The following is a 23,623-nucleotide window of genomic DNA, read 5'->3' on the forward strand; positions in this document are numbered from 1 at the left end:
CACCGTTGGCCGTTGGGGGGTGGGGCGACCGGGGGCGCCGGCGACCGGGCGGGGCCTGTGGATAGACGTCGACGCGAGAGCGCCCCCTGCTGCCAGCATCGCGGCATGACGAAGCCAGCACAGCCCTTCCTGGGCACCGAGGCGTTGGCCGCGGGACGGCTGACCCGCCACGAACTGCGCCGCTACTACACCGCGATCCTGCCGAACGTCTACGTCGACGCCCACGTGCAGCCCACGCTGCGGCAGCGGACCGTCGCCGCCTGGCTGTGGTCGGGCGGCCAAGCCGTGATCGCCGGGTCCGCCGCCGCCGCGATGCACGGCGCGAAATGGGTGGACGACACCACCCCGATCGAGTTGATCTGGCCCAACGCCAGACCTCCCGACGGCGTGCTGACCCGCGCCGACCTCCTGCTCGACGGCGAGATCTCGCGGCACCGCGGTATGGCGGTGACCACGGTGGCGCGCACCGCCTTCGACCTCGGCCGGCGCGGACGCCTCGGGCAGGCGGTGGCACGGCTGGACGCGCTGGGCAACGCCACCGGATTCACCGCCGACGACGTGCTGGCGGTGGCCCGCCGGCACCGGCACACCCGAGGTCTGCGCCAGCTGGAGGCGGCGCTGGCCCGCTACGACCGCGGCGCCGACTCCCCGAAGGAGACCTGGCTGCGGCTGCTACTGATCAATGCGGGTTTCCCGCCACCGGCCACCCAGATCCCGGTCCTCGGGCCGGACGGTCGCCCGAAGTATTTCCTGGACATGGGGTGGGAGGACATCATGCTCGCGGTCGAGTACGACGGCGAGCATCACCTCAACGACCGGTCGCAGTACGTCTGGGACGCCACCCGGCAGGAGTACGTCTACGCGGTCGGCTGGACGCACATCAAGGTGGTCAAGGAACATCGCGGCGAGGACGTCGTGCGCCGCGTCCGGGCCGCGTGGAATGCGCTACAACCGCGATGACTCTGCGCTCAGGGCGGTGCCTACTCGCACTTTTGCGCCCTGAACGCAGAGTCAACGGGGGAAAATCAGCGGATCGCTCTGCCTAAGCGCGATCCCGCTTCGCCCGGCTGACGCCGCGCTAGCGAATCGCGCCGACGATGTCGCCGGCCATCGCGCCCAGCTGCGCCGACCACGAGCCCCAGCCGTTGTCGCCCGGGGAGAAGTCGAAGTGCCCGTTCTTGCCGCGCACCTGGCGGTACTGCATGTGGAAGTACCGGCCGCTACCGGCGGCCTCCGACGGGTCGCCGATCATCGCCGCCGGGTTGGACGCGCCACCGAGCGGGGCGTAGATCCACACCCGGGTGTTGTTCTGGGCCAGCAGCGTGGCGTGCACCGTCGGGTCGTGCCACTTCCAGCGGCCCAACTGCGGCGCGCCCCACATGCCGTAGGGGTCCACGCCGCCGAAGTTCTGCAGGCCCGCGCTGATCACACCGCTCTCGGTGGTGTTGGCCGGCCCGAGGAAGCCCGACATGGAGCCGGCGAAGCCGAACCGGTCCGGGTGGAAGGTGGCCAGCGCCAGCGCGCCGTAGCCGCCCTGCGAGGCCCCGACGACGGCGTGCCCGCCCGGCGCCAGGCCGCGGTTGGCCGCCAGCCAGTCCGGCAGCTCCGAAGACAGGAAGGTGTCCCACTGCTTGGAGCCGTCCTGCTCCCAGTTGGTGTACATGCTGTAGGCGCCACCGGCCGGGGCGACCACCGAGACGCCCTTGCCGGCGAGGGTGTTCATCGCGTTGCCCGCGGTCACCCAGTTGCTCAGCTCGGGGTGGGCGTCGAACGCGTCGAGCAGGTAGACCGCGTGCGGGCCCTGGTTGAGGAACGCCACCGGGATGTCCCGGCCCATCGACGGCGACGGGACCATGAGGTTCTCGAACTGTGCCGCCTGTGCGCCCGCGCCGACGATCGCGCCGCCGCTCCACATGCCCAGCATCAGTACGGCCACACACAGTGCCCGCAGCATCTTCGACAGTCCGCTCATATCCACCTCACTCGTCGGCACAGATTCGCCCCACCCGCCGGTCACGCGCCCGGACCCCGGGAGGTAGTCAACCACACGGCGCCGGTGGGCAGGACAGGAAACGACCGACGGCGGCGACCCGAAGGTCGCCGCCGCCGGCGGTACATCTTGGTTTCGGACTACTCGCCCGAGTCGCCGCTGCTCGGCGTCGCACCGAGGTGGCTCTGCAGGTCGCCCTTCATGGCCTGCAGCTGCTGGCCCCAGTACTCCCAGCTGTGGGTGCCGTACTCGGGGAAGTTGAAGACGGCGTTGTTGCCACCGGCCGCGGTGTAGAGCTCCTGGAACTTCTTGTTCGCACCGATCATGAAGTTCTGCTCCAGGAACACGGCGGGGATGTTGTCGCCACCGAGCTCGTTGGCCTTGCCGTTGCCGCAGAAGACCCACAGGCGGGTGTTGTTGGCCACCAGCTTGTCGATGTTGACGGTCGGGTCGTTGCGCAGCCACGCCGGGTCACTGTCGGGACCCCACATGTCTTCCTTCTTGTAGCCGCCGGCGTCGCCCATGGACAGACCGATCCAGCCCTTACCGGTGGACGGGTTCAGGTAACCCGACAGCGAACCGGCGTAGGTGAACATGTTCGGGTGGTAGATGGCCAGGGTCATGGCCGACGAACCGGCCATCGACAGGCCGACCGCGGCGTTGCGGCTGCGGCTCACGCCGTACTCCGAGGCCAGGTAAGCCGGCAGCTCGCTGGTCAGGAAGGTCTCCCACTTGTAGGTGGAGCAACCCGCCTTGCCACACGCCGGCTTGTACCAGTCGCTGTAGAAGCTGGACTGGCCGCCGACGGGCATGATCACCGAGATGCCCGAGTTCAGGTACCACTCGAACGCCGGGGTGTTGATGTCCCAGCCGTTGAAGTCGTCCTGGGCGCGCATGCCGTCGAGCAGGTACAGGCCCGGGGAGTCCGAACCACCGCTCTGGAACTGCACCTTGATGTCGCGACCCATGGCGGCCGACGGCACCTGCAGGTACTCGACGGGCAGCCCGGGCCGGGAGAAGGCGTTGGCTTCGGGGGTACCGCCGACGAAACCGACCAACCCCGCCAGCACGGCCGCGCCGGTGGCGACGACCTTCAACCTGTCAAGCAACTTCATCCTTGGGATCCCTCATTCATTCGTTGCCGTATTTAGCTCATGTCTCGGTCCGAGTCGGACCCGATCTGTGCGCAGAAACGCGACAGTGCCGGTGTAGTCAACCACAGAAACACCGGCATCGAGGAGCCGAGCCACCTTAGCGGGTCGCCCCGACCGGCGTATCACCGGCTTTTGTGACGACCTAAGGACTGCGCTCGGGTCAGCATTCCAGCCGGTAGGAACGGGCGTGGCCGGTTGCCACCGGCGATCCGCCATGATGTCGGTCACAGTTTCGCGGGACGTCCCCCGCGCAGGTCACGGGAGGACCGGCGGCATCCCGGTGTAGGGCGGGGTGGTGGGCTCGGGTATCGCCAGGCCACACCGGATCAGCTCGTCGCGCGGGACCCGCTCGATCCGGTACCGGGTGAAGCTCGGTGAGTGCAGCACGTTGGACAGGAACCGGCGCGGTCCCATCGGCGCCCGCACCGAGCCGAGTACCGCCGCGGTGTCCGGGCAGCGCAGCGCGGCCTCGGCCTGGGCAACCCAGTCCTGTTCCAGGTAGGCGGGGATCAGCGGATACCACTTGACCCACGGGCCGTCGGCCACCACCCAGTCCCGGAACAGGTCCTTATCGTGGCCGATCCGGCCGTGCTCCAGGCGTTCGGTGTGGGCGGCGATCGGGTTGGCCAGGCCGATCTGGTCGAGCAGCCGGACGTCGAGGCCGGTGTTCATGCCGAGCATGCCCAGGTTGGTGAAGAAGACGGTGTGCGGCCCGGATCCGTGTGGGTCGGGTTCCTCCGGCACGCCGATTCCCGGCGGCGGCGGCAGGATCACCGGGACCACGTCCCACTTGTCGTAGTCGCCCGACGGCAGCAGCAGCGCACCGTCCGGGGTGGCGGCGATGGTGCTGAGCACCGCGCGCATCCGCGGATAACCCAGGTAGTCCGCGGCGGTCAGCGGGTGGGGGTGGCCGGTCGCCTGCGAATAGAACCGGCGCTCGTCGACGATCCCGGAGTAGGTGACCCGGGTAGCGTCGTCGGCCATCCCGGGCGAATTGGCCGCCCACAGCGCCCAGCCCGCCACCGCCACCCACAGCAGCCCGACCGCACCGCTGAGCGGGTACCCGGCCTCGTGGCGGTAGCGCAGGCCGTCGGGCAGCAGCACCGGCACGACCGCCACCGGCGCCAGCATGGCGAACAACGGCGCCAGCAGCACCCGGCCGTGCATGAAGTCGCCGCCCTGGCGGACCCAGTAGGCGGCCTGCACCAGCCCGCTGATGACGAAGAAGAAGACCACCGCCCCGGGGCTCTGCGCCAGCCGCGCCCAGGCGCCCACCCCGGACGGCACCGGGCGGCGGGGCCGCTGCCGGACCGCGGCGCCGATCCACAGGGCGGCGCCCAACGCCGCGAGCAGCACCAGTGGCACCCACAGGGCGTAGGGGGCGTTGAAGTTGGCCAGGTAGGTCATTCCCTGCGACCACTTGTCGCCGGCGGCGTCCTTGGCCAGCGCCGTCCCCGGCACCAGCAGCGCGTAGTAGCCCATCCGGAAGATCTGGTAGGCCACCGGCAGCGCGCCGCCGGCCACCACGATCACCGCGCGGCCCCGCCAGTCGCGCGCGGCGATCAGCAGCATGATCAGGGCGCCGCCGCCGATCAGCGCCAGCTCGGGCCGGATCAGCACGCTGGCGCCGGCCACAAAGGCCAGGCATCCGGTGAACCAGACGCCGCGGGCCCGCGACCGCGGCATCCGCAGCGCCTGCGACCAGCAGACCAGCATCCACCACAGCAGGCCCAGATAGGCCAGCACCAGACCGTTCTCCAGCCCGGAGGTGGCGAAATCGCGGGCCGGCGGGATCGCGACGTAGACCAGTGCGCCGGCCGGCAGCAGCACCGCGCGGCGGCCCTGCAGGCCCGGCGCGTACAGCCGGGTGGCGCCCAGCATCAGCATCGCCACCCCGGCCAGGCTCAGCACCAGCGCGAACACCAGCGCCACATACTCCGGTCGCACCGGCCCGCCCAGCCAGCTGCCCAGATACATCAGATAGGTCCAGGCGGTGGAGGTGTTGGCCTCCACCCGCTCGCCGGCGTTGAACACCGGCCCGTTGCCGGCCAGCAGGTTGCGCACGGTGCGCAGCACGATCAGCCCGTCATCGGAGATCCAGCGTCGCCGCCACGCGCCGATGGCGAACATCAGCAGCACGACGGCCACGGCGAGCCACGAGCTCAGCCGCACCGACGGGCTGTAGCGGACCGCCGGCCAGCCCAGGGGCCGGACCCGCTGGTCCGGTGTGTTGCCTCGCTCGCGTCGGCTAGCCGAAGGCGACGGCAACACCGATGGTTCCGATCCAGGCCAGCGCCATCAGCTGCAGCACCCGATCGCGTCGCAGGATGTCCTCGGTGTCGCCGGCCATGCCGCCGTCGACGTCGACCGCGTAACGCAGCACCCCGAGGGTGATGGGGATGATCGTCACCGCGAACCAGGACCCGTTGCCGTTGTCGCGTTCGAAGGCGAACAGGCTGTAGCAGACCAGCATCGCGGTGGCCGACATGGTCCAGACGAACCGCAGGTAGGTGCTGGTGTAGCTCTCCAGCGACTTGCGGATCTTGGCGCCGGTCTGCTCGGCGAGTTGCAGCTCCGCATAACGCTTTCCGGCCGCGATGAACAGCGATCCGAACGCCATCACCAGCAGGAACCACTGCGACAGCGGGATGTTGGCGGCCACACCGCCGGCGATGGCCCGGATCAAAAATCCCGAGGACACGATGCAGATGTCCAGCACCGGTTGATGTTTGAGGCCGAAGCAGTAGGCCAGCTGGATGGCGACGTAGATCGCCATCACCAGCGCCAGGTTCGGGGTCAGCAGCCAGGAGATGCCCAGCGACGCCACCACCAGGACGGCGGCCAGGGCGTAGGCCAGCGACTCGGGGACCACCCCGGCGGCGATCGGCCGGAACCGCTTGGTGGGATGCGCCCGGTCCGCCTCGACGTCACGGGCGTCGTTGACCAGATAGATCGCCGACGCCGCCAGGCTGAACACCACGAACGCGATCAGCACCTTGAACGCCAGGTCGGCGTAGTCGTACTGCACGCCGCCGCCGAGTGCCGCCAGCGGGGCCGCGACCACCAGGACGTTCTTCACCCACTGGCGGGGCCGGACGGCCTTGACGATGCCGGCGAACAGGTTCGCCGGTGGCCGGTCAGTCATCGGTGGCCTCCGTCCACTCCCCCACTCGATCGGTCAGCACCGCCACCGTCGCGCCGATCAGGGCGCCCGCGGCGACGTCGCTGGGATAGTGCACACCCAACACCAGGCGCGACAACGCCATCGGCGGCACCAGCAGCGACGGCAGCATCCGGGCCGGCAGCCCCAGGGCCCGGCCGAGCAGGACCGCCGCGGCCGCGGTGGAGGTGGCGTGCGCGGACGGAAAGCTCAACGCGCTCGGGGTGCCCACGTTGACCGCGATCGCCGGGTGGTCCGGGCGGGTGCGGCGCACCACGCGCTTGACGACGACGGCGGCGGCGTGCGCGACGAAGGTCCCGATCCCGGCCAGCAGCCAGCGGCGGCGCCGATGCGGCTGGGTCACCGCGCCGATCCCCGCCAGTGCCAGCCAGCCCAGGGCGTGCTCGCCGAAGTGCGACATGGCGCGTGCCACCGGCAGCACACCGGGGCGGCCGGCCAGGGCGGACTGCACGGCGACCAGCACGGCGTCCTCACCGTGCGGCGGGCCGACCACCGGCTCAGTCATGGCTCTCCAACAGCACCGTCTCCCACTGCTGCTTGCTGGACAGTGTGGGCAGTGCCCGGCGGTAGGTCGCGCGCAGCGCATCGAACCGGCGCGCCAACTGGTATTGGCGGCGCAGCGATTCGCGCAGCAGGCCGAACATCTTCTCCCGGTCCCGCTGCCGGTAGACCACGCCGCGACCGTCGGCGGTGGTGACGGTGACGCCGTCCTGGGTGCACAGCAGGAACCAGCGGGCGTCCTGGGTGGGCACGTTGAGCTGCGGGCGCCGGTGGTGCTCGGTGTCGGTGGCCTTGAGGTTGTGGGCGATGCCGCGGGCCAGCCGGTAGCCGATGGACAGCGGCTGCACCGGGGGCCGCATCGCCTTGCCGCGCCGAGACGGGGTGGGCAGCTCGCTGGCCGCCGGCAACACCACCGCATCCGGGTAGGTCTTGCGCAGCGCGTGGATGTCGGGCAGCGCCGACTCCAGGATCGAGAAGATGTGCTCGGGGCCGGCCATGAAGTCGTCGAGCGCCTTGTTCTGGATCGCGACCGTCGAATACTCCAGGCAGGCCAGGTGTTTCAGGGTCGCCTTGAGGTGGCTGCGGATCAGCCCGGAGACGTTGCCGTCCCAGTGCAGGGCGGCGACCATCAACCGGTTGCGCAGGTGGAAGTAGGCCTGCCAGTCGATGGCGTCGTCCTTGTCGCTCCAGGCCATGTGCCAGATCGCCGCGCCGGGCAGGGTGACGGTCGGGTAGCCGTGCTTGCCGGCGCGGATGCCGTATTCGGCGTCGTCCCACTTGATGAACGACGGGATCGGCTGGCCGATCTCCTCGGCGACGGCGCGCGGGATCATGCACATCCACCAGCCGTTGAAGTCGACGTCGATCCGCCGGTGCAACTCCGGGCTCTCGGCCAGCGGATCGGTGGCGAAGTTGTGGTCGTATTCGGTGTGCGGGGCGTTGGTCCACATGAACACGCCGGCGTCGACGACCTCGCCCATCACGTGCAGGTGCGAGGGCTCCTGCAGGTTGAGCATGTGCCCGCCGATCAGGGTGGGCGTCTTGGCGAACCGGTTGAGCGCCAGCGCCCGCAGGATCGAGTCCGGCTCGATGCGGATGTCGTCGTCCATGAACAGGATCTGTTCACAGTCGGTGTTCTTCAGCGCCTCGTACATCACCCGGCTGTAGCCGCCGGAGCCGCCGAGGTTGGGCTGGTTGTGGATGGTCAGCCGGTCGCCGAGTCGTTCGGCGGCCGCCGCGAAGCCCGGGTGGTCGCAGGCCTTGCGGGTGCCCTGGTCGGGGACGATGACCGCGGAGATCACCGCGTCGACGTCGGCGTCGGAGGTCAGCGCCAGCAGCGCGTTGACGCAGTCGTCGGGCCGGTTGAAGGTCGGGATGCCCACCGCGACGTCGGCGCGGCCGGGCGCCTCGATCGGGGCGTACCACCCGCCGCGGTGCAGCGTGACCGGGGTGTCGGTGGTGATGTCGAACCAGATCCAGCCGCCGTCCTCGAACGGCTGCAGGCCCACCTCGAACTCGACCACCGTCGGGCCGGCCCCGTCGTCGGCGGGTCCGAAGGGCCGGCCGTCCACGGCGATCCGCGCGCCGGTCGCCTTGGAGCGGTAGACGTCGACCCGGCCGGAACCGGTCAGCTCCAGATGCAGCACCACCGACTCGAGGATCGACCAGCGTCGCCAGTAGGACGCCGGGAAGGCGTTGAAGTACGTCGCGAACGACACCTCGGACTCTTCGCCGATCTCCAGGCTGGTGCGGGTCGCCGGGTGCGCGCGGCGGGCGTTGGTGTCGGATTCCTCGATGTAGAGCTTGCGCACGTCCAGCGGCTCACCCTGGCGCGGCAGGATGATCCGCGAAAGGCGGCTCACCGCAAGCGAACTGTCGGTCATGCCTTACTGCCCTCCCCCAGCGGCACCCCGTCGGTCAGGTGCGGCGCCAGGACGTTGTCGTACATGCTCAGGGCGCTGGCGATGGCCATGTGCATGTCCAGGTACTGGTAGGTGCCCAACCGCCCGCCGAAGAGCACCTTCGCCGAGTCCAGCTCGGCTTTGGCCCGGGCCCGGTAGGACGCCAGCAGCGCGCGGTCGGATTCGGTGTTGATCGGGTAGTACGGCTCATCGGCGTCGTCGGCGAAGCGCGAGTACTCCCGCATGATCACGGTCTTGTCGGTCGGGTAGTCGCGTTCGGGGTGGAAGTGGCGGAACTCGTGGATCCGGGTGAACGGGACGTCGCCGTCGTTGTAGTTCATCACCGAGGTGCCCTGGAAATCACCGGTGTCGAGCACTTCGAGCTCGAAGTCCAGGGTGCGCCAGCCCAGCTTGCCGTCGGCGTAGTCGAAGTAGCGGTCCAGCGGGCCGGTGTAGACCACCGGCGCGTCCGGGCTGGCCGCCCGTAGTTCGTCGCGGACGTCGAACCAGTCGGTGTCCAACCGGACCTCGATGCGGTCGTCGGCGGCCATGTTCTCCAGCCACGCGGTGTAGCCATCGACGGGCAGGCCCTCGTAGGTGTCGTTGAAGTAGCGGTTGTCGAAGTTGTAGCGCACCGGCAGCCGGGCGATGTTGGCCGCGGGCAGTTCCTTGGGGTCGGTCTGCCACTGCTTGGCGGTGTAGTCCTTGACGAACGCCTCATACAGCGGGCGGCCGATCAGGCTGATCGCCTTCTCCTCGAGGTTGGCCGCCTCGGCGGTGTCGATCTCGGCCGCCTGCTCCTTGATGAGCGCCCGCGCCTCGTCGGGGGTGAAGTACCGGCCGAAGAACTGCGACACCAGGCCCAGCCCCATCGGGAACTGGTAGGCCTGCCCGCCGTGCATGGCGAAGACGCGGTGCTGGTAGCCGGTGAACTCGGTGAACTGCCGCACGTAGTCCCAGACCCTCTTATTAGAGGTGTGGAACAGGTGCGCGCCGTATTTGTGGACCTCGATCCCGGTCTGCGGCTCCGGCTCCGAGTAGGCGTTGCCGCCGATGTGCGGCCGCTTCTCGACGACGAGAACGCGCTTCCCGAGCTGCGTCGCAACGCGCTCGGCGATGGTCAGGCCGAAGAATCCGGAACCCACGACAAAGAGGTCAAAACGAGCGGTCATCGGCGCCAAGGGTAGCCGACCAGCGGCCACACGCATCGTCGGCGCCCCGACAGGACCGCCGGACCTCGCGGCCGGCTCACCCCGGCCGGAGAAAGGGTTGGTAGCGGTTTCCTCACGATTCAATCTCGTCACACCTTTCACACGAGTCACACGCGTACCGTCAAACGCGTAGGTCCGAATGCAAGTGCAGTGAACGCCCGAAGGCCCCCGCGACAACGACGAACGGGAACCGGACGGCAAAACATATTGAGGAGACTTCCGTGCCGAACCGACGTCGACGCAGGCTCTCGACCACCATGAGCGCAGTCGCCGCCCTCGCGGTCGCGAGTCCGTTTGCAGCTGTCGCAGTGACCGAGCTCGTCGCGCACAACAGCGCGCCGCAGCACCATGACTTCGTCGCGGCATCGTCCGTGGCCGACCTGCCCGGTGAACTGATCTCCGCCCTGTCCCAGGGCCTGTCCCAGTTCGGGGTGAACCTGCCGCCGGTGCCGGGCTTCGGCAACGGGGCGAGCACCGGGATGTACCCGTCCACCACCGGGATGTACCCCGGCCTGGGCGACCCGTCGCTGGGCACCCCCGGCCTGACCTCGCCGGGTCTGGGCACTCCGGGGCTGGACACCACCGGGCTCACCTCGCCGGGACTCACCACGCCGGGACTCACCGACCCGTCGCTGACCTCGCCGTCGCTGTCGACGCCGCCGCTGGGCACCCCGGGGGTCTCGACCACCGGTGGCCTGACGCCGGGCCTGACCACGCCGGCACTGGGCACCCCGGGGCTGACCAGCCCGGGCCTGACCACGCCGACGCTGAACGACCCGCTGACCAACCCGGGTCTGACCAGCCCCGGCCTCGGCACGGACACCGGCCTGCTGGGTTCTGACGGCCTGCCGCTGACCTCGCCGCTGGGCCTGGACCCGGGCCTGGACGGCACCTACCCGATCCTCGGCGACCCGTCCCTGGGCATGCCGGAAGAGAAGGGCGGGCTGGTCAGCGACATGATGAGCGTCGCCAACCAGCTGGGCGCCGGACAGGCCATCGACCTGCTCAAGGGTGTGGTGATGCCGTCCATCGCGCAGGCCGCACAGGGCGCCGGCCCGGCCGTGGCGGCCCCGCCGCCGCCCATGCCGATGCCGCTGCCGTAACCGACACAAGCCGCATTTCCCCCAACGGCACCGCAGAGTCAGTCCGCAACCGGCGGACACCCTGGGACTCTGCGGTGCCGTTAACAATGCGCGGGGTCCGGATTCACCCGGTGGCCGGCGGTCGCGTGTCGCATCACCAACAACACATGACCCATACGTAACATCAGCACGTGCCAACCCGTCGTCGTCCCCCGCCGACGATCAAGCTGACCGCGACCATCGCGACCGTGCTGATCCTGCCGTGGGCACTGAACTCCGGGTCGGGATTTCGGCCGTCGAGTTCCGACACTCCCCCCAGCCCCGCGGCGACCAAGTTGAACCAGCAGCCGCTGGACGACCTGGAGCCGGGCGTCACGATCCGCGAGGTCACCCAGGACGAACCGTTCACCATGGTGGCGCTGACCGGCGCCGACCTCAGCGGGACGTCGGCACGGATCCGCGCCAAGCGCGCCGACGGATCGTGGGGGCCCTGGTACACCACCGCGCACGAGACCAAGCAGGAGACGCCGGGACCTGCCGGGCCCCACGCGCCCGCCCCCGGCCCAGACGGCACCGAACCGGTGTTCGTCGGCCGGACCACCGCGGTGCAGATCGCGGTGACCCGCACCGGGCCTAAGGCGCCCGCGGCCAAAGCCGGGAAGCCGGGGGCCAAGCCGGCGACCACGACCGCGCCGAAAGCCGGGGCCAAGCAGGCGCAGCCCGACCTCGGCTACGTGCCGGCCACGGCGGCGCAACCGCTGGCCCGCGACGTCTCCGCCGTGCTGATCACCCCGCCCAAGGCCCCGGTCGACGCGCACTGGTCGCCGCCGGCCGCGGTGCTGGCCCCCGGCCAGCCGCCGAACATCATCCCGCGCAGTCACTGGGGCGTCGGCGCCAACGGCCGGTGCGGCAAACCGGTGGAGAGCGGCCCGGTCCAGGCGGCGGTGGTGCATCACACGGCGGGCTCCAACGACTACGCCCCGGAGGACTCCGCGGAGATCATCCGGGCCATCTACGCGTATCACACCCGCACCCTGGGCTGGTGCGACATCGGCTACAACGCCCTGGTGGACAAGTACGGCCAGGTCTTCGAGGGCCGGGCCGGCGGCCTCACCAAGGGCATCATGGGCAGCCACGCCGGCGGCTTCAACCGCAACACCTGGGGCGTGTCGATGATCGGCAGCTTCGACCACGAGCCACCCCCGGCGATCCAGGTCGACACCGTCGGCCGGCTGCTGGGCTGGCGGTTGAGCCTGGACCGCACCGATCCGCGGGGCGTCGCACAGTTGACCTCGTCCGGCGGCAACTACACGCACTTTCCGCGCGGGGCGTCGCTGACGCTGCCCTCGATCATCGGCCACCGCGACGTCGACGCCACCGAATGCCCCGGCGAACAGGGTTACGTCGCACTCAACGAGATCCGCGAGATCGCCGCCCACTTCGGCGAGCCGGCCGGTCCCGAGGATCTGCTGCGGACGATGGAGGGCGGCGCCATCCACACCCGCTGGCTGGAACTGGGCGGCGCGGAGGGCATGCTCGGCTCGCCGACCTCACCGGAGGGCGTCGGCGAGGGGTCGACGCGCTACGCCACCTTCGAGCACGGCGCCATGTACTGGTCACCGGAGACCGGCGCGCAACCCATCACCGGAGCCATCTACGCGGCCTGGGCGTCGCTGGGCTACGAGCGCGGGGCGCTCGGGCTGCCGACCAGCGCCGAGATCCACGAACCGGAGTGGGTGGGCCAGAACTTCCAGCACGGCACGCTGAACTACAACCGGGCCACCGCGGCCGTCATCCGGGTGATCGACGGCGACGCCGAGGAACTGCCCCCGCCGCCGCCGGAGGGCCCGCCGGTGCAGCTGGAGCGCTTCTCGCGGGTGATCGACCCGTTCGGCTGACGCCTCCCCCCGTTGACTCTGCGCTCAGGGCGCAGAAGTGCGAGTAGACCCCGCCACCAGCGCAGAATCAACGCGAAATGGTCAGCCCCACCACCGCTCCAGCACCCGCGCCAGGCCGTCTTCGGTATTCGGCGCGGTGATCTCGGCGGCCGCCGCCAGCACCTCGGGGTGGGCGTTACCCATCGCCACCCCGTGGCCCGCGCGGGTCAGCATCGGCAGATCGTTGGGCATGTCCCCGAACGCCACCGCCTGCCCCACCTCGATGCCCAGCGGCGCGATCAGCTCCGCCAGGCCCGTCGCCTTGGTGATGCCGGTGGGCACGATCTCGATCAGCCCGTTGTTGGTGGAATAGGTCAGCTCGGCGGCCGTCCCGATATGCGTGGTCAGCCGTTTCGCCATGTCGGCGCTGGACGCCCCGGCCTGACGCACCAACAGCTTGATCGCCGGCTGGGACAGCAGGTCCTCCAGCGACACCTCGGTGTTGTCCGGGTTGAGCCAGGCGTGCTCGTATCCGGGTGAGCTGACGAACTGCGGGGTCGCCGCGTCGTGCGCGCTGCTGCCGATGCGCTCCACCGCCAGGCCCGCGCCCGGGATGGCCCGCCCGACCACCTCGGCCAGCTTGACCAGGGCGTCGACCGACAGCGTCCGCGCAGAGACCACCCGGTCGGTGGCCGGGTCGTAGATCACCGCACCGTTGGCGCAGACCGCCATCGGCGCAAACCCGAGGGCCTCGACCACCGGCGGGATCCAGCGCGGTGGGCGACCGGTCGCCAGCACGAAACGGGCACCGTCGTCGACCGCGGCGCGCACCACCGCACGGGTGCGCGCGGAGATCTGCTCGTTGCCGTCGAGCAGCGTGCCGTCGACGTCACTGGCGATCAGCGGGGGCGGCCCGCTCCACTGCGTCATCAGCGTCCGCTCCGTCGGGCGATCGCCCTGCGCAGCCGGCCGCCGCGGGACCGCTCCAGCCGCTGCCGGTCACGTTCGGCCAGTTCGGCCTCCCGCAGCGCCAGCGCTTCGGCCATCGTCGGCGCGCTGCCGCCCAACCGGCGCGGCACCCAGAACGCGCCGGCGGGATGTGGGTATTCCAATTGAGCCTCCTCGAGCATGGTCGCCATGGTGTTGCGCAACGCGGCGGTGGTCGCCGCCACGTCTCCGGTGGGCATCATCGGCGCACCGATCTTCGCCAATACGGGAATATGATTGCGCCACAATCGTTTCGGATTGTCCTTGGTCCAGACCCGCTGCATCCCCCAGACGATGACCGGGATCAGCGGAACCTCGGCGGCGTGGGCCATCCGGGCGGCACCGGACTTGAACTCCATCAGCTCGAAGCTGCGGCTGATGGTGGCCTCCGGGTTCACCCCGACCAGCTCGCCGGCCCGCAGCCGCTGCACCGCGACGTCCAGGGCGCCCGCACCCGCCGAACGGTCCACCGGGATCAACCCGATATGCCTGACCACGTAGCCGATCACCGGCACCCGCGTCATCTCGGCCTTGAGCATGTACCGCAGCCGGCGGCCCCGGTACATCGCCGCGGTCGAGGCCGCATACCAGTCCACATAGCTGGTGTGGTTGACCGCGATCACCGCCCCGCCGTGCTCGGGGATGTTCTCCAGACCCTGATAGGTCACATGGGGCCCGTTGGCGTTCACCACCCGCGGCAGCACTATCTCCAGCAACCGGAAGAGGGGTTCGGCCATCCGCTGCCGCTCTAGCCCGACGTGCCCGTCGGACGTGGGGGCTGCTTGCGGCCGGCGGCGCGCTGCTCGGCTTTGCGGGCGGCCTCGGCGGCGTCGAGTTCCAGCGCCCCGGCGGGCGTGGGAGCACTGCCCCCCAGCCGGCGCGGCACCCAGAAGGCGTCCGCCGGATGGCCGTCGGGATAGGCCTCCTGAGCCTGTTCGAGCAGCTGCTGCATCCGGCTCTGCAGCACCGTCCGCAGCTCGTCGACCGGCAGCGTCGGCGCGATGGGTTCGCCGACGGTGACGGTGATGGGCACCTTGGTGCGGCCGAGCCGTTTCGGGTGGTCCTTGGTCCAGATCCGCTGAGCGCCCCACACGATGTGCGGGATGATCGGGACCTGCGCCTCGACCGCCATCCGCGCCGCGCCGCTCTTGAACTCCTTGAGCTCGAAGCTGCGGCTGATGGTCGCCTCCGGATAGACCCCGACGAGTTCGCCGGATTTGAGGTATTCGACCGCGGCGGCGTAGGACTCCGCCCCCTGGCTGCGATCCACCGCGATGTGCTTGCACCCGCGCATGATCGGCCCGGTGAACCGGTTGTCGAAGGTCTCCTTCTTGGCCATGAAGCGCACCCACCGCCGGGGTTCGGTCCGGTAGGCGGCCAACGCCGCGAACAGGAAGTCGAAGTAGCCGGTGTGGTTGATCGCGATCACGCCACCGCCACCGGTGGGGATGTGCTCCCCGCCGGTGACGGTGATCTTCAAGCCCTCATAACGCCACAGCGTGCGCGCCGCGACAGCGACACTGCTGTACCAAGCCTCCACAGTGCCCAAGCCTAGGCGATACCGGCGACCGGACCGCCGGTAAGCTCGCGGGAGGTCTCTTTCAGCGTCGGGAGAAGGTACACGTGCAGGTCACCAGCGTCGGGCACGCCGGCTTCCGGATCGAGACGGCCGCCGGCAGCATCCTGTGCGACCCGTGGGTGAACCCGGCCTATTTCGCCTCGTGGTTCCCGTTCCCGGACAACTCCGCGCTGGACTGGAACGCCCTCGGCGACTGCGACTACCTCTACATCTCGCACCTGCACCACGACCATTTCGACCCGCGGCACCTGGCGGCCCACGTCAACAAGGACGCCGTGGTGCTGCTGCCGGACTACCCGGTGCCCGATCTGCGCGGTGAGCTCGAGAAGTTGGGCTTTCACCGGTTCTTCGAGACCACCGACTCGGTGCGCCACACCGTGTCCGGCCCCAAGGGCGAGCTGGACGTGATGATCATCGCGCTGCGCGCCCCGGCCGACGGGCCGATCGGCGACTCGGGCCTGGTGGTGTCCGACGGTGTGACGACCGTTTTCAACATGAACGACTCCCGGCCGATCGACCTGGACGTGCTGAACGCGTTCGGCTCGATCGACGTGCATCTGGTGCAGTACTCCGGCGCGATCTGGTATCCGATGGTCTACGACATGCCGGATCGGGCCAAGGAGGCGTTCGGCACCCAGAAGCGCCAGCGGCAGATGGACCGCGCCCGCCAGTACATCGCCCACGTCGACGCCACCTGGGTGGTGCCGTCGGCCGGCCCGCCGTGCTTTTTGGACGACGAGCTGCGCTACCTCAACGACGACCACGGCGACCCGGCGAACATCTTCCCCGACGAGGTGGTGTTCCTCGATCAGCTGCGCCGCAACGGCCACGACCGCGGACTGCTGATGATCCCCGGATCGACCGCGAGTTTCACCGGGGCGCAACTGGATTCGCTGGTCCATCCGATTCCCGAGGCCGACGTCGAAGCCATCTTCACCACCGGCAAGGCCGACTACATCGCGGCCTATGCCGAGCGGATGGCACCGGTGCTGGCCGCGGAGAAGGCCTCCTGGGCGCCGGCCGCCGGGCCCGCGATGATCGAAGACCTGCGTGCGCTGTTCGAGCCGATCATGGCCCGCAGCGACGAGATCTGCGACGGCATCGGCTATCCCGTCGAATTGCGGATGGACGGCCCGGAGCACACCGAGACGGTGGTGCTGGACTTCCCCGACCGGGTGGTGCGCGAACCGGTCGACGGCGAGAAGTTCCGCTACGGCTTCGGCATTCCGCCCGAACTGGTGCGCACCGTGCTGCGCGACGGCGAACCGGACTGGGTCAACACCATCTTCTTGTCCACCCGGTTCCGGGCGTGGCGGGTCGGCGGATACAACGAGTACCTCTACACGTTCTTCAAGTGCCTGACCGAGGACCGGATCGTCTACGCCGAGGGCTGGTTCGGCGAGAGCCACGACGACAGCGCCACGATCACGCTGGGCGGCTGGCAGATGCAGCGCCGCTGCCCGCACATGAAGGCCGACCTGTCCAAGGTCGGGGTGGTCGACGGCGACGTCCTGACCTGCAATCAGCACGGCTGGGAGTGGGACCTCAAGACCGGTCGCTGCCTGACGGCCAAAGGCCACGAATTGCGCTGCGAAAAGCTGTGACCGGCTCCTACGATGACGGCCTGGTGGTCTTGGACCGCCGGGCTATCACGTTGCGCCGCTACCATTTCCCCTCCGGCACGTCGAAGATCATCCCGCTGTCGGCGATCCGGGGCTATCGGGCCGAGCCGTTGGGCATGCTGACCCACCGGTTCCGGATCTGGGGCAGCTCGGATCTGCGGCGCTGGCTGCCGCTGGACATCAAACGCCCGACCCGCAGCACGCTGATCACCCTGGACCTCGACGGTGACCCGTGGCCGCGGCCGGCGTTCACCCCGGCGGACCCGGAGGCGTTCCGGGCGCTGCTCGACGAGTTGCTCGACCGCTGACCGGCCGGCCCGCGGCGACCGGGCTAAGCTAACCGCGACGACGGGAGGGATGTCGTGGCCAAGCCGGTTGCGCCGCGTGGATCCGCGCGCGAACGGGTACTGCGAGCAGCCCTTGAGCTATTCACCGAGCACAGCGTCGGCGGCACGTCCATGCAGATGATCGCCGACCGGCTGGGCGTCAGCAAACCGGCGGTGTACTACCAGTTCCGGTCCCGGGACGACATCGTCGTCGCGCTGGTGGAACCGATGCTCGACGACATCGTCCGCGTCATCAAGATCGCCGAGACCATGCCGTCCCCGCAGGGCAAGCGCGATGTGACGGTCAGCGGCGTGGTGGAGCTGGCCGTCCGCTACCGCCGGCTGACCTTCTTGTTCTACGACCGCGCCGTCGAGCACGCCCTGCAGTCCCGCGAGGACTTCCGGGCCGCCGGCGAGGACGCCGCCGCACTGCTGCAGGGCCCCGATCCGGACGCGGCGGCCCGGATCATCACCCGGGCCCTCATGTCCGGAACCTTCACCGCCGCAGCCGATCCCGCCCTCGACGACATCGACGACGAGGAACTGCACCAGATCCTGCTGGAGACGGCGCGCCGGGTGATACAGCCGCTGGCCTGAGCCCGGCAGCGCCGGCTAGCGGCGGTGGGCGCCGCCGCCGGACCCGACGAGTTCGGGATCGGCATCGGGATCGGCCTCGACCTGGCGCGGCGACGGCCACGGCGACGGCTTGGGCCGCATCCGCGGCACCTGCGGCCACCAGAACCACTTGCCGAGCAGGGTCGCCACCGCCGGGGTCATGAACGCGCGGATGATCAGGGTGTCCAGCATCAACCCCATGCCGATGGTGCTGCCGACCTGCCCGACCACCCGCAGGTCGCTGACCGTCATCGTCATCATGGTGAACGCGAACACCAGTCCGGCGGCGGTCACCACCGACCCGCTGCCGCCCATCGCCCGGATCATGCCGGTGTGCAGTCCGGCGTGGATCTCCTCCTTGAGCCGCGACACCAGCAACAGGTTGTAGTCGGCGCCGACGGCCAGCAGGATGATCACCGCCATCGCCATCACCATCCAGTGCACGTGCAGGCCGATGATGTCCTGCCACAGCAACACCGACAGCCCGAAGGCGCTGCCGAGTGAGAGCACCACGGTGCCGACGATCACCAACGAGGCCACCACCGCCCGGGTGATCACCAGCATGATGATGAAAATCAGGCACAGCGCGGCGATTCCGGCGATCATCATGTCGTAGTTGGACCCCTCTTGCAGATCCTTGAACATGGCCGCGGTACCGCCGACGTGGATCTTGGAGCCCTCCCACGGCGTGGTCTTCATGGCTTCCTTGGCGGCGAGCTTGATGGCGTCGATGTGCTCGATACCGTCGGCGCTGAGCGGATCGCCCTCGTGGGTGACGATGAAGCGCACCGCGCGACCGTCCGGGGAGATGAAATTCTTCATGCCCCGCTGGAATTCCTCGTTGTCGAAGATCTCCGGCGGCAGGTAGAACGAGTCGTCGTTCTTCGCCTTGTCGAACGCCTCCCCCATCGCCGACGGATCACCCTGGGCCTCGAGTTGCTGCTTGGCCAGCCCGTCCTGGGTGGCATACATGGTCAGCATCATGGCCTTGGTGTTCTTCATCATCTGGATCATCGGCGGCATCAGCCGGAGCATCTGGGGCAGCTGCGCGGCCATCTCGTCCATGTCGGGAATGATTCCCCGGAAGCTCTCCGTCATGGTGTCCACGCCGTCCATCGCGTCGAAGATCGAGCGCAGCGAGTGGCAGGCCGGGATGTCGTAACAGTGTGGCTCCCAGTAGAAGTAACTGCGCATCGGCCGGAAGAAATCGTCGAACTCGGCGATGTCGTCGCGCAGTTCCTCGATCTCGTCGACCATCAGGTGCATCTTGCCGACCATGCGCTGCATGGTGGCGTTCATCTTCTCCATGAGCGCGATCATCTGGCTCATAGTGTCGATGTTGACCTGCATCTCCTCGGCCTGGGACAGCATCTCCTGGGTGCGGTCTTCGTTGAACTTCCGGGTCAGCTCCTGGCTGACGGCCTGCATGCCCATCATGTAGCCGAACGTGGAGTGTTCCATCGGGACACCCTGCGGGCGGGTGATGGTCATGACCCGGGAGATGCCGGGAACGGCGGTGACGCGCTTGGCGATTCGCTCCAGCACCAGGAAGTCCGCGGAGTTGCGGATGTCGTGATCGGTTTCGATCATCAACATCTCGGGGTTCATCCGCGCCGACGGGAAGTGCCGATCGGAGGCCAGGAAGCCCTGGTTGGCGGGTAGGTCGTCGGGCATGTAGGCGCGGTCGTTGTAACCGGGCTTGTAGCCGGGCAGCGCCAGGATACCGACCAGTGCGGCACCGGTGGCGGCGACCAGGATCGGCCCCGGCCAACGGCTCACGGCGGCACCGATCTTGCGCCAGCCGCGGCCCCGGTCGACGTGCTTGGGTTCCAGCAGCGTGCCGAACCGGCTGGCCACCGAGATCACCGCCGACCCCATGGTCAGGGAGGTGATCACCACGATCGTCATGCCGATCCCGAGCGGAATCCCGAGCGACTGGAAATACGGCAGTCGGGTGAAGTGCAGGCAGAACGTGGCGCCGGCGATGGTCATCCCGGAACCCAGCACCACGTGCGCGGTGCTGCGGAACATGGTGTAGTACGCCTGTTCTTTGTCCTCGCCGGCGTTGCGGGCTTCCTGGTAGCGGCCGATCAGGAAGATGGCGTAGTCGGTGGCCGCCGCAATCGCCAGGGTCACCAACAGGTTCGTCGCGAACGGCGATAACCCGATCAGCTTGTGGTAGCCCAGCAACGCCACGATGCTGCGGGCCGACATCAGACCGGTGATCACCATCGACAGCGCCAGCAGCACCGTGGTGATGGACCGGTAGACCATCAGCATCATGGTGATGATGACCGCGAAGGTCAGGCCCTCGATCAGCTTCATGCTGCGGGCGCTGGCCTTGCTCTGGTCGGCCACCAGCGCGGCACCACCGGTCACATAGGCGGTGACGCCGGGCGGGGCGGTGAAGCTGTCCACCACCTGCTGCACGGCCTTGACCGATTCCTTGGACAGCGCCTCGCCCTGGTTTCCGGCGGTGTAGATCTGCACGTAGGCGCATCTGCCGTCCGGGCTCTGCGCCCCGGCGGCGGTCAGCCGGTCGCCCCAGAAGTCCTGGATGTGCTCGACGTGGACGGTGTCGGTTCTGAGCTTGGCGACGATCTGGTCGTAGTAGTGGTGGGCGTCGTCGCCCAGCGGTTCATCACCCTCGAGGACGAGCATGACCGAGCTGTTCGAGGTGAACTCTTTGAACACCTCGCCCTGGCGTTTGACCGCGATCATCGACGGCGCCTCGTCGGGGGTCATCTGCACCGCGGCCGTCTCGGCGACCTGTTCCAGCTGCGGGACGGTCACGTTCGCCAGCACGATGATGCCGATCCAGCCCAGCATGATCGGAATGGCCAGGCGGCGAATCCATTTGGCGATGCGGCCGGGCGGGGAGCCGTGCGTCGAAGTGCTCATGCGGATTTCACCAAGCAGAAGGTCAGGGCGCTGGCGCCGGTGGCGGTTCGTTCGTCTTTGAGCTCGTCGTCGATGATGATCCGGCAGCTCAGGGTGTCGCCTTTGCCCTGCGCGAACAGGTTCGGCGACACCGCCGACAGGGTGGTGCTCAACGTCACCGACCAGGGCAGCGTCGCAGCGTCGACGCGTTGCGGCCTGCTCTCCAGGTCGAGGTAGCTGATGTCGGCGGTCGCGCCGGGCTCGCCGTAGACCTCATAGGTGACGATCTTGGGGTTGTAGGGCTTGGTGTCGTCGACCTTCTCGCTGATGAGGTTGGGATTCTCGGCGCCGAAGAAGGTGCGGATCCGGAGCACGACGAGAGTCCCGAGCGTTAGGACCACGACGATGAGCAGCGGCAGCCAGGCGCGCCGCAGCGGATTCGTCGAGCGTTTCGACATCGCGAAGCCCCCCTTAGCTTGTGCGGAACCGATCACGGGTTGAGATCCCTGCGAAGTTATACGAACAGTAAAGTACGATCAAGCGATCGGCCAGTCCAAATATGCGGTGTGGCTCACAAAAATGCCCCGGGCGACTACCGGCCCGGGCCGACGGGAGGTGTGCGGTGACCAAGGCGGTGGCGCCTCGCAGCTTCGCGCGGGACCGCGTGCTCGAAGCCGCGCAGGCACTCTTCGCCGAGCACGGCGTCAGCGGCACGTCGCTGCAGATGATCGCCGACCGATTGGGCGTCAACAAGTCCGCGGTGTACTACCAATTCCACTCCAAGGACGACATCGTCGCCGAGGTGTTCCGTCCGGCGTTCGAGGACATCACCCGGGTGCTCGCCATCGCCCAGGCGATCGAGTCGCCGGAGGTGCGGCGGGAGGCGACGCTGAGCGGCATGATCGAACTCGCGGTGCGGCATCGGCGCACCACCGCATTGGTTCACACCGATCCAGCGGTGGCGGTGCTGATCCAGGCGATCACCGAGTTCCGCGATGCCTTCCACCGGTTGCGCGCCATCCTGGCCGGCCCGGACCCCGATCCCGTCGCGCGGACGACGGCGGCAGTGCTGGTGTCGGGGATCTTCGGCGCCGCCGCCGACCCGGAGGCCGCGGACATCCCCAACGAGGAACTGCACCGGATGCTGCTGGAGTGCTCGCGGCGCCTGGTCGGCTGAGGCCCGATTTTTCTCATTGATCTCTTAATTTCCGGGTGGGGTTCCGGGGCGGTTTCCTGTCGGTTGTTCGCACTAGTGTTCGAACCATGACAGGGAGTGCCGTCACCGACCGAGACACCGTCCTGCGGTGCCTGGAAACGATCGAGACCGCCTCGGCCCAGTTGGCGGGGTGCTGCTTCGACGGCTTCGACGCCGAGGAACTGCTGACGATCCTGGCCCGCCGGGAAAAACTCACCTGGCAGGCCCCGACCGTCGACCACCGGATCCTGGCCCGACTGACCACCGAAGCCCACCCCGGCCCCCTGGGCGCCTGCTCACTGAGCCGCGACCTGACCGAACGCCTGCGCATCAGTCGCACCGACGCCCGCCGACGCATCGCCGAAGCCGCCGACCTCGGACCCCGCACCGCGATGACCGGCGAACCCCTGCCACCCGTCCTGCCCGCCCTGGCCGCCGCCCAAGCCGCCGGCCACATCAGCCCCGAACACATCACCATCGCCCGCAAAGCCCACCACAAGATCCCGGCCACCACCCCAGCCACCAAACGCGACCAGGCCGACGCCTACCTGGCCACCCTCGCCGCCGACTACGACCCCGAAACCTTCACCCGCTTCGCCAACCACCTCATCGCCGTCCTGACCGACGACACCGAATACAGCGACCACCACCGCCACACCCACCGCGGCCTGCGCCTGGGCCGCCAAGGCCCCGACGGCCTGAGCACCCTGACCGGAAAACTCACCCCCGAACTACGCGCACACCTCGAACCCATCCTGGCCAAACTCGCCGCCCCCGGCATGGCCAACAGCGACGACGAACACCCCTGCGTGCACGGCACCCCCACCGAAGAACAGATCCACAACGATCACCGCCGACCCGACCAACGCAACCACGACGCCCTCCTGGCCGCCGTCCGCGCCCTGCTGGCCTCCAAAGACCTCGGCCAACTCAACGGCCTGCCCGTCACCGTCATCGTCACCACCACACTCGCCGAAATCGAAGCGGCCACCGGCCACCCCACGCCTGAAACCACACCCATCACCGGCAAAGCCCACACCGCCGGCGACACCGTGCTACCCATGCGCGACCTGCTGCGCATGGCCGAACACGCCTACCACTACCTCGCCATCTTCGACGGCAACGGCCGCGCCCTATGGCTCGGCCGCACCAAACGCCTGGCCACCGCCGACCAACGCATCGTCCTGCACGCCCGCGACCGCGGCTGCACCAAACCCGGCTGCCCCGCCACCGGCTACCGCTGCCAAGCCCACCACCTCGACAACGACTGGGCCCACGGCGGACACACCGAAATCGACTCCCTCGCCCTCGCCTGCGGCCCCGACAACCGCACCGCCACCGACCAACACTGGACCACCCGACTCGGACCCACCGGCAAAGTCGAATGGATCCCCCCACCCCACCAAGACCACGGCCAACCCCGCACCAACCCCTACCACTTCATCGAAAACACCCAACCACCCGACAACTGGGGACTGGCGGGGTAACGGTGTGGCGGGTCAGGGCGGCGCGGGGCGAGCCG

At 69.0% G+C, this 23,623-nt stretch carries 20 protein-coding genes; 8 read left to right on the forward strand and 12 right to left on the reverse strand.

Annotation, left to right across the window (positions count from 1 at the left end):
- Positions 1–105 precede the first annotated feature (105 nt).
- Complete coding sequence (locus tag RCP38_RS18715; RefSeq protein WP_308474394.1) at positions 106–960, forward strand: endonuclease domain-containing protein; 855 nt, start codon at positions 106–108, stop codon at positions 958–960.
- 118 nt (positions 961–1,078) lie between these two features.
- Here the strand turns inward: RCP38_RS18715 and RCP38_RS18720 are convergent, their stop codons facing one another.
- From RCP38_RS18720 to glf, 7 genes are all read right to left on the reverse strand, one after another.
- Positions 1,079–1,972: an esterase family protein gene (locus RCP38_RS18720; RefSeq protein WP_308474395.1), complete on the reverse strand. Its 894-nt coding sequence runs from the start codon at positions 1,970–1,972 to the stop codon at positions 1,079–1,081.
- A gap of 158 nt (positions 1,973–2,130) precedes the next feature.
- A complete protein-coding gene (locus RCP38_RS18725) occupies positions 2,131–3,105 on the reverse strand; it encodes an esterase family protein (protein WP_308474396.1) in 975 nt (324 codons plus the stop codon).
- 294 nt (positions 3,106–3,399) lie between these two features.
- Positions 3,400–5,415: a terminal beta-(1->2)-arabinofuranosyltransferase gene (zomB, locus tag RCP38_RS18730; RefSeq protein WP_373692397.1), complete on the reverse strand. Its 2,016-nt coding sequence runs from the start codon at positions 5,413–5,415 to the stop codon at positions 3,400–3,402.
- On the reverse strand, positions 5,393–6,289 hold the full coding sequence (locus RCP38_RS18735; RefSeq protein WP_308474397.1) for a decaprenyl-phosphate phosphoribosyltransferase: 897 nt from the start codon (positions 6,287–6,289) through the stop codon (positions 5,393–5,395). The genes zomB and RCP38_RS18735 overlap by 23 nt, the downstream gene beginning before the upstream one ends.
- A complete protein-coding gene (locus tag RCP38_RS18740) occupies positions 6,282–6,830 on the reverse strand; it encodes a phosphatase PAP2 family protein (RefSeq protein ID WP_308474398.1) in 549 nt (182 codons plus the stop codon). The genes RCP38_RS18735 and RCP38_RS18740 overlap by 8 nt, the downstream gene beginning before the upstream one ends.
- Positions 6,823–8,709 carry a glycosyltransferase gene (locus RCP38_RS18745; protein ID WP_308474399.1) on the reverse strand — a complete coding sequence of 629 codons (1,887 nt, stop codon included), beginning with the start codon at positions 8,707–8,709 and terminating at the stop codon, positions 6,823–6,825. The genes RCP38_RS18740 and RCP38_RS18745 overlap by 8 nt, the downstream gene beginning before the upstream one ends.
- Entirely contained in the window at positions 8,706–9,899 is a 1,194-nt protein-coding gene (gene glf, locus RCP38_RS18750; protein WP_308474400.1) for a UDP-galactopyranose mutase, read from the reverse strand. The genes RCP38_RS18745 and glf overlap by 4 nt, the downstream gene beginning before the upstream one ends.
- 260 nt (positions 9,900–10,159) lie before the next feature.
- Between glf and RCP38_RS18755 the strand changes: the two genes are divergently transcribed.
- Complete coding sequence (locus RCP38_RS18755; protein WP_308474401.1) at positions 10,160–11,041, forward strand: hypothetical protein; 882 nt, start codon at positions 10,160–10,162, stop codon at positions 11,039–11,041.
- A 170-nt stretch (positions 11,042–11,211) separates the two neighbouring features.
- Positions 11,212–12,918: an N-acetylmuramoyl-L-alanine amidase gene (locus tag RCP38_RS18760; protein ID WP_308474402.1), complete on the forward strand. Its 1,707-nt coding sequence runs from the start codon at positions 11,212–11,214 to the stop codon at positions 12,916–12,918.
- An 81-nt stretch (positions 12,919–12,999) separates the two neighbouring features.
- Here RCP38_RS18760 and RCP38_RS18765 read toward each other — a convergent pair whose 3' ends face one another.
- From RCP38_RS18765 to RCP38_RS18775, 3 genes are read right to left on the reverse strand one after another with little or no spacing between them, the layout of a single operon-like run.
- Positions 13,000–13,827 carry an HAD family hydrolase gene (locus RCP38_RS18765; protein ID WP_308474403.1) on the reverse strand — a complete coding sequence of 276 codons (828 nt, stop codon included), beginning with the start codon at positions 13,825–13,827 and terminating at the stop codon, positions 13,000–13,002.
- A complete protein-coding gene (locus RCP38_RS18770) occupies positions 13,827–14,621 on the reverse strand; it encodes a lysophospholipid acyltransferase family protein (RefSeq protein ID WP_308474404.1) in 795 nt (264 codons plus the stop codon). The genes RCP38_RS18765 and RCP38_RS18770 overlap by 1 nt, the downstream gene beginning before the upstream one ends.
- Before the next feature lie 11 nt (positions 14,622–14,632).
- The gene (locus RCP38_RS18775; RefSeq protein ID WP_308474405.1) at positions 14,633–15,424 is read right to left on the reverse strand and encodes a lysophospholipid acyltransferase family protein; all 792 of its coding nucleotides are present in this window, start codon (positions 15,422–15,424) and stop codon (positions 14,633–14,635) included.
- Between the two features lie 83 nt (positions 15,425–15,507).
- Here RCP38_RS18775 and RCP38_RS18780 point away from each other — a divergent pair, with 83 nt between their 5' ends.
- The 3 genes from RCP38_RS18780 to RCP38_RS18790 are packed head-to-tail and all read left to right on the forward strand — an operon-like array spanning position 15,508 to position 18,008.
- Positions 15,508–17,067 carry an MBL fold metallo-hydrolase gene (locus tag RCP38_RS18780; RefSeq protein ID WP_308474406.1) on the forward strand — a complete coding sequence of 520 codons (1,560 nt, stop codon included), beginning with the start codon at positions 15,508–15,510 and terminating at the stop codon, positions 17,065–17,067.
- On the forward strand, positions 17,064–17,393 hold the full coding sequence (locus tag RCP38_RS18785) for a hypothetical protein (RefSeq protein ID WP_308474407.1): 330 nt from the start codon (positions 17,064–17,066) through the stop codon (positions 17,391–17,393). Before RCP38_RS18780 ends, RCP38_RS18785 begins: the two co-directional genes overlap by 4 nt.
- A gap of 54 nt (positions 17,394–17,447) precedes the next feature.
- Complete coding sequence (locus tag RCP38_RS18790; protein WP_308474408.1) at positions 17,448–18,008, forward strand: TetR/AcrR family transcriptional regulator; 561 nt, start codon at positions 17,448–17,450, stop codon at positions 18,006–18,008.
- A gap of 15 nt (positions 18,009–18,023) precedes the next feature.
- Here the strand turns inward: RCP38_RS18790 and RCP38_RS18795 are convergent, their stop codons facing one another.
- Positions 18,024–20,927 carry an MMPL/RND family transporter gene (locus RCP38_RS18795; protein ID WP_308474409.1) on the reverse strand — a complete coding sequence of 968 codons (2,904 nt, stop codon included), beginning with the start codon at positions 20,925–20,927 and terminating at the stop codon, positions 18,024–18,026.
- A complete protein-coding gene (locus RCP38_RS18800; RefSeq protein WP_308474410.1) occupies positions 20,924–21,364 on the reverse strand; it encodes an MmpS family transport accessory protein in 441 nt (146 codons plus the stop codon). The genes RCP38_RS18795 and RCP38_RS18800 overlap by 4 nt, the downstream gene beginning before the upstream one ends.
- Before the next feature lie 164 nt (positions 21,365–21,528).
- Here RCP38_RS18800 and RCP38_RS18805 point away from each other — a divergent pair, with 164 nt between their 5' ends.
- Together RCP38_RS18805 and RCP38_RS18810 are read left to right on the forward strand one after the other, a co-directional pair.
- Positions 21,529–22,083 carry a TetR/AcrR family transcriptional regulator gene (locus tag RCP38_RS18805; protein ID WP_308474411.1) on the forward strand — a complete coding sequence of 185 codons (555 nt, stop codon included), beginning with the start codon at positions 21,529–21,531 and terminating at the stop codon, positions 22,081–22,083.
- Positions 22,084–22,169: 86 nt separating this feature from the next.
- Positions 22,170–23,588: an HNH endonuclease signature motif containing protein gene (locus RCP38_RS18810; protein WP_308474412.1), complete on the forward strand. Its 1,419-nt coding sequence runs from the start codon at positions 22,170–22,172 to the stop codon at positions 23,586–23,588.
- Positions 23,589–23,623 lie beyond the last annotated feature (35 nt).

Origin of the sequence: Mycolicibacter sp. MU0083, from assembly GCF_963378075.1 — a bacterium.
Lineage (GTDB): Bacteria > Actinomycetota > Actinomycetes > Mycobacteriales > Mycobacteriaceae > Mycobacterium > Mycobacterium kokjensenii.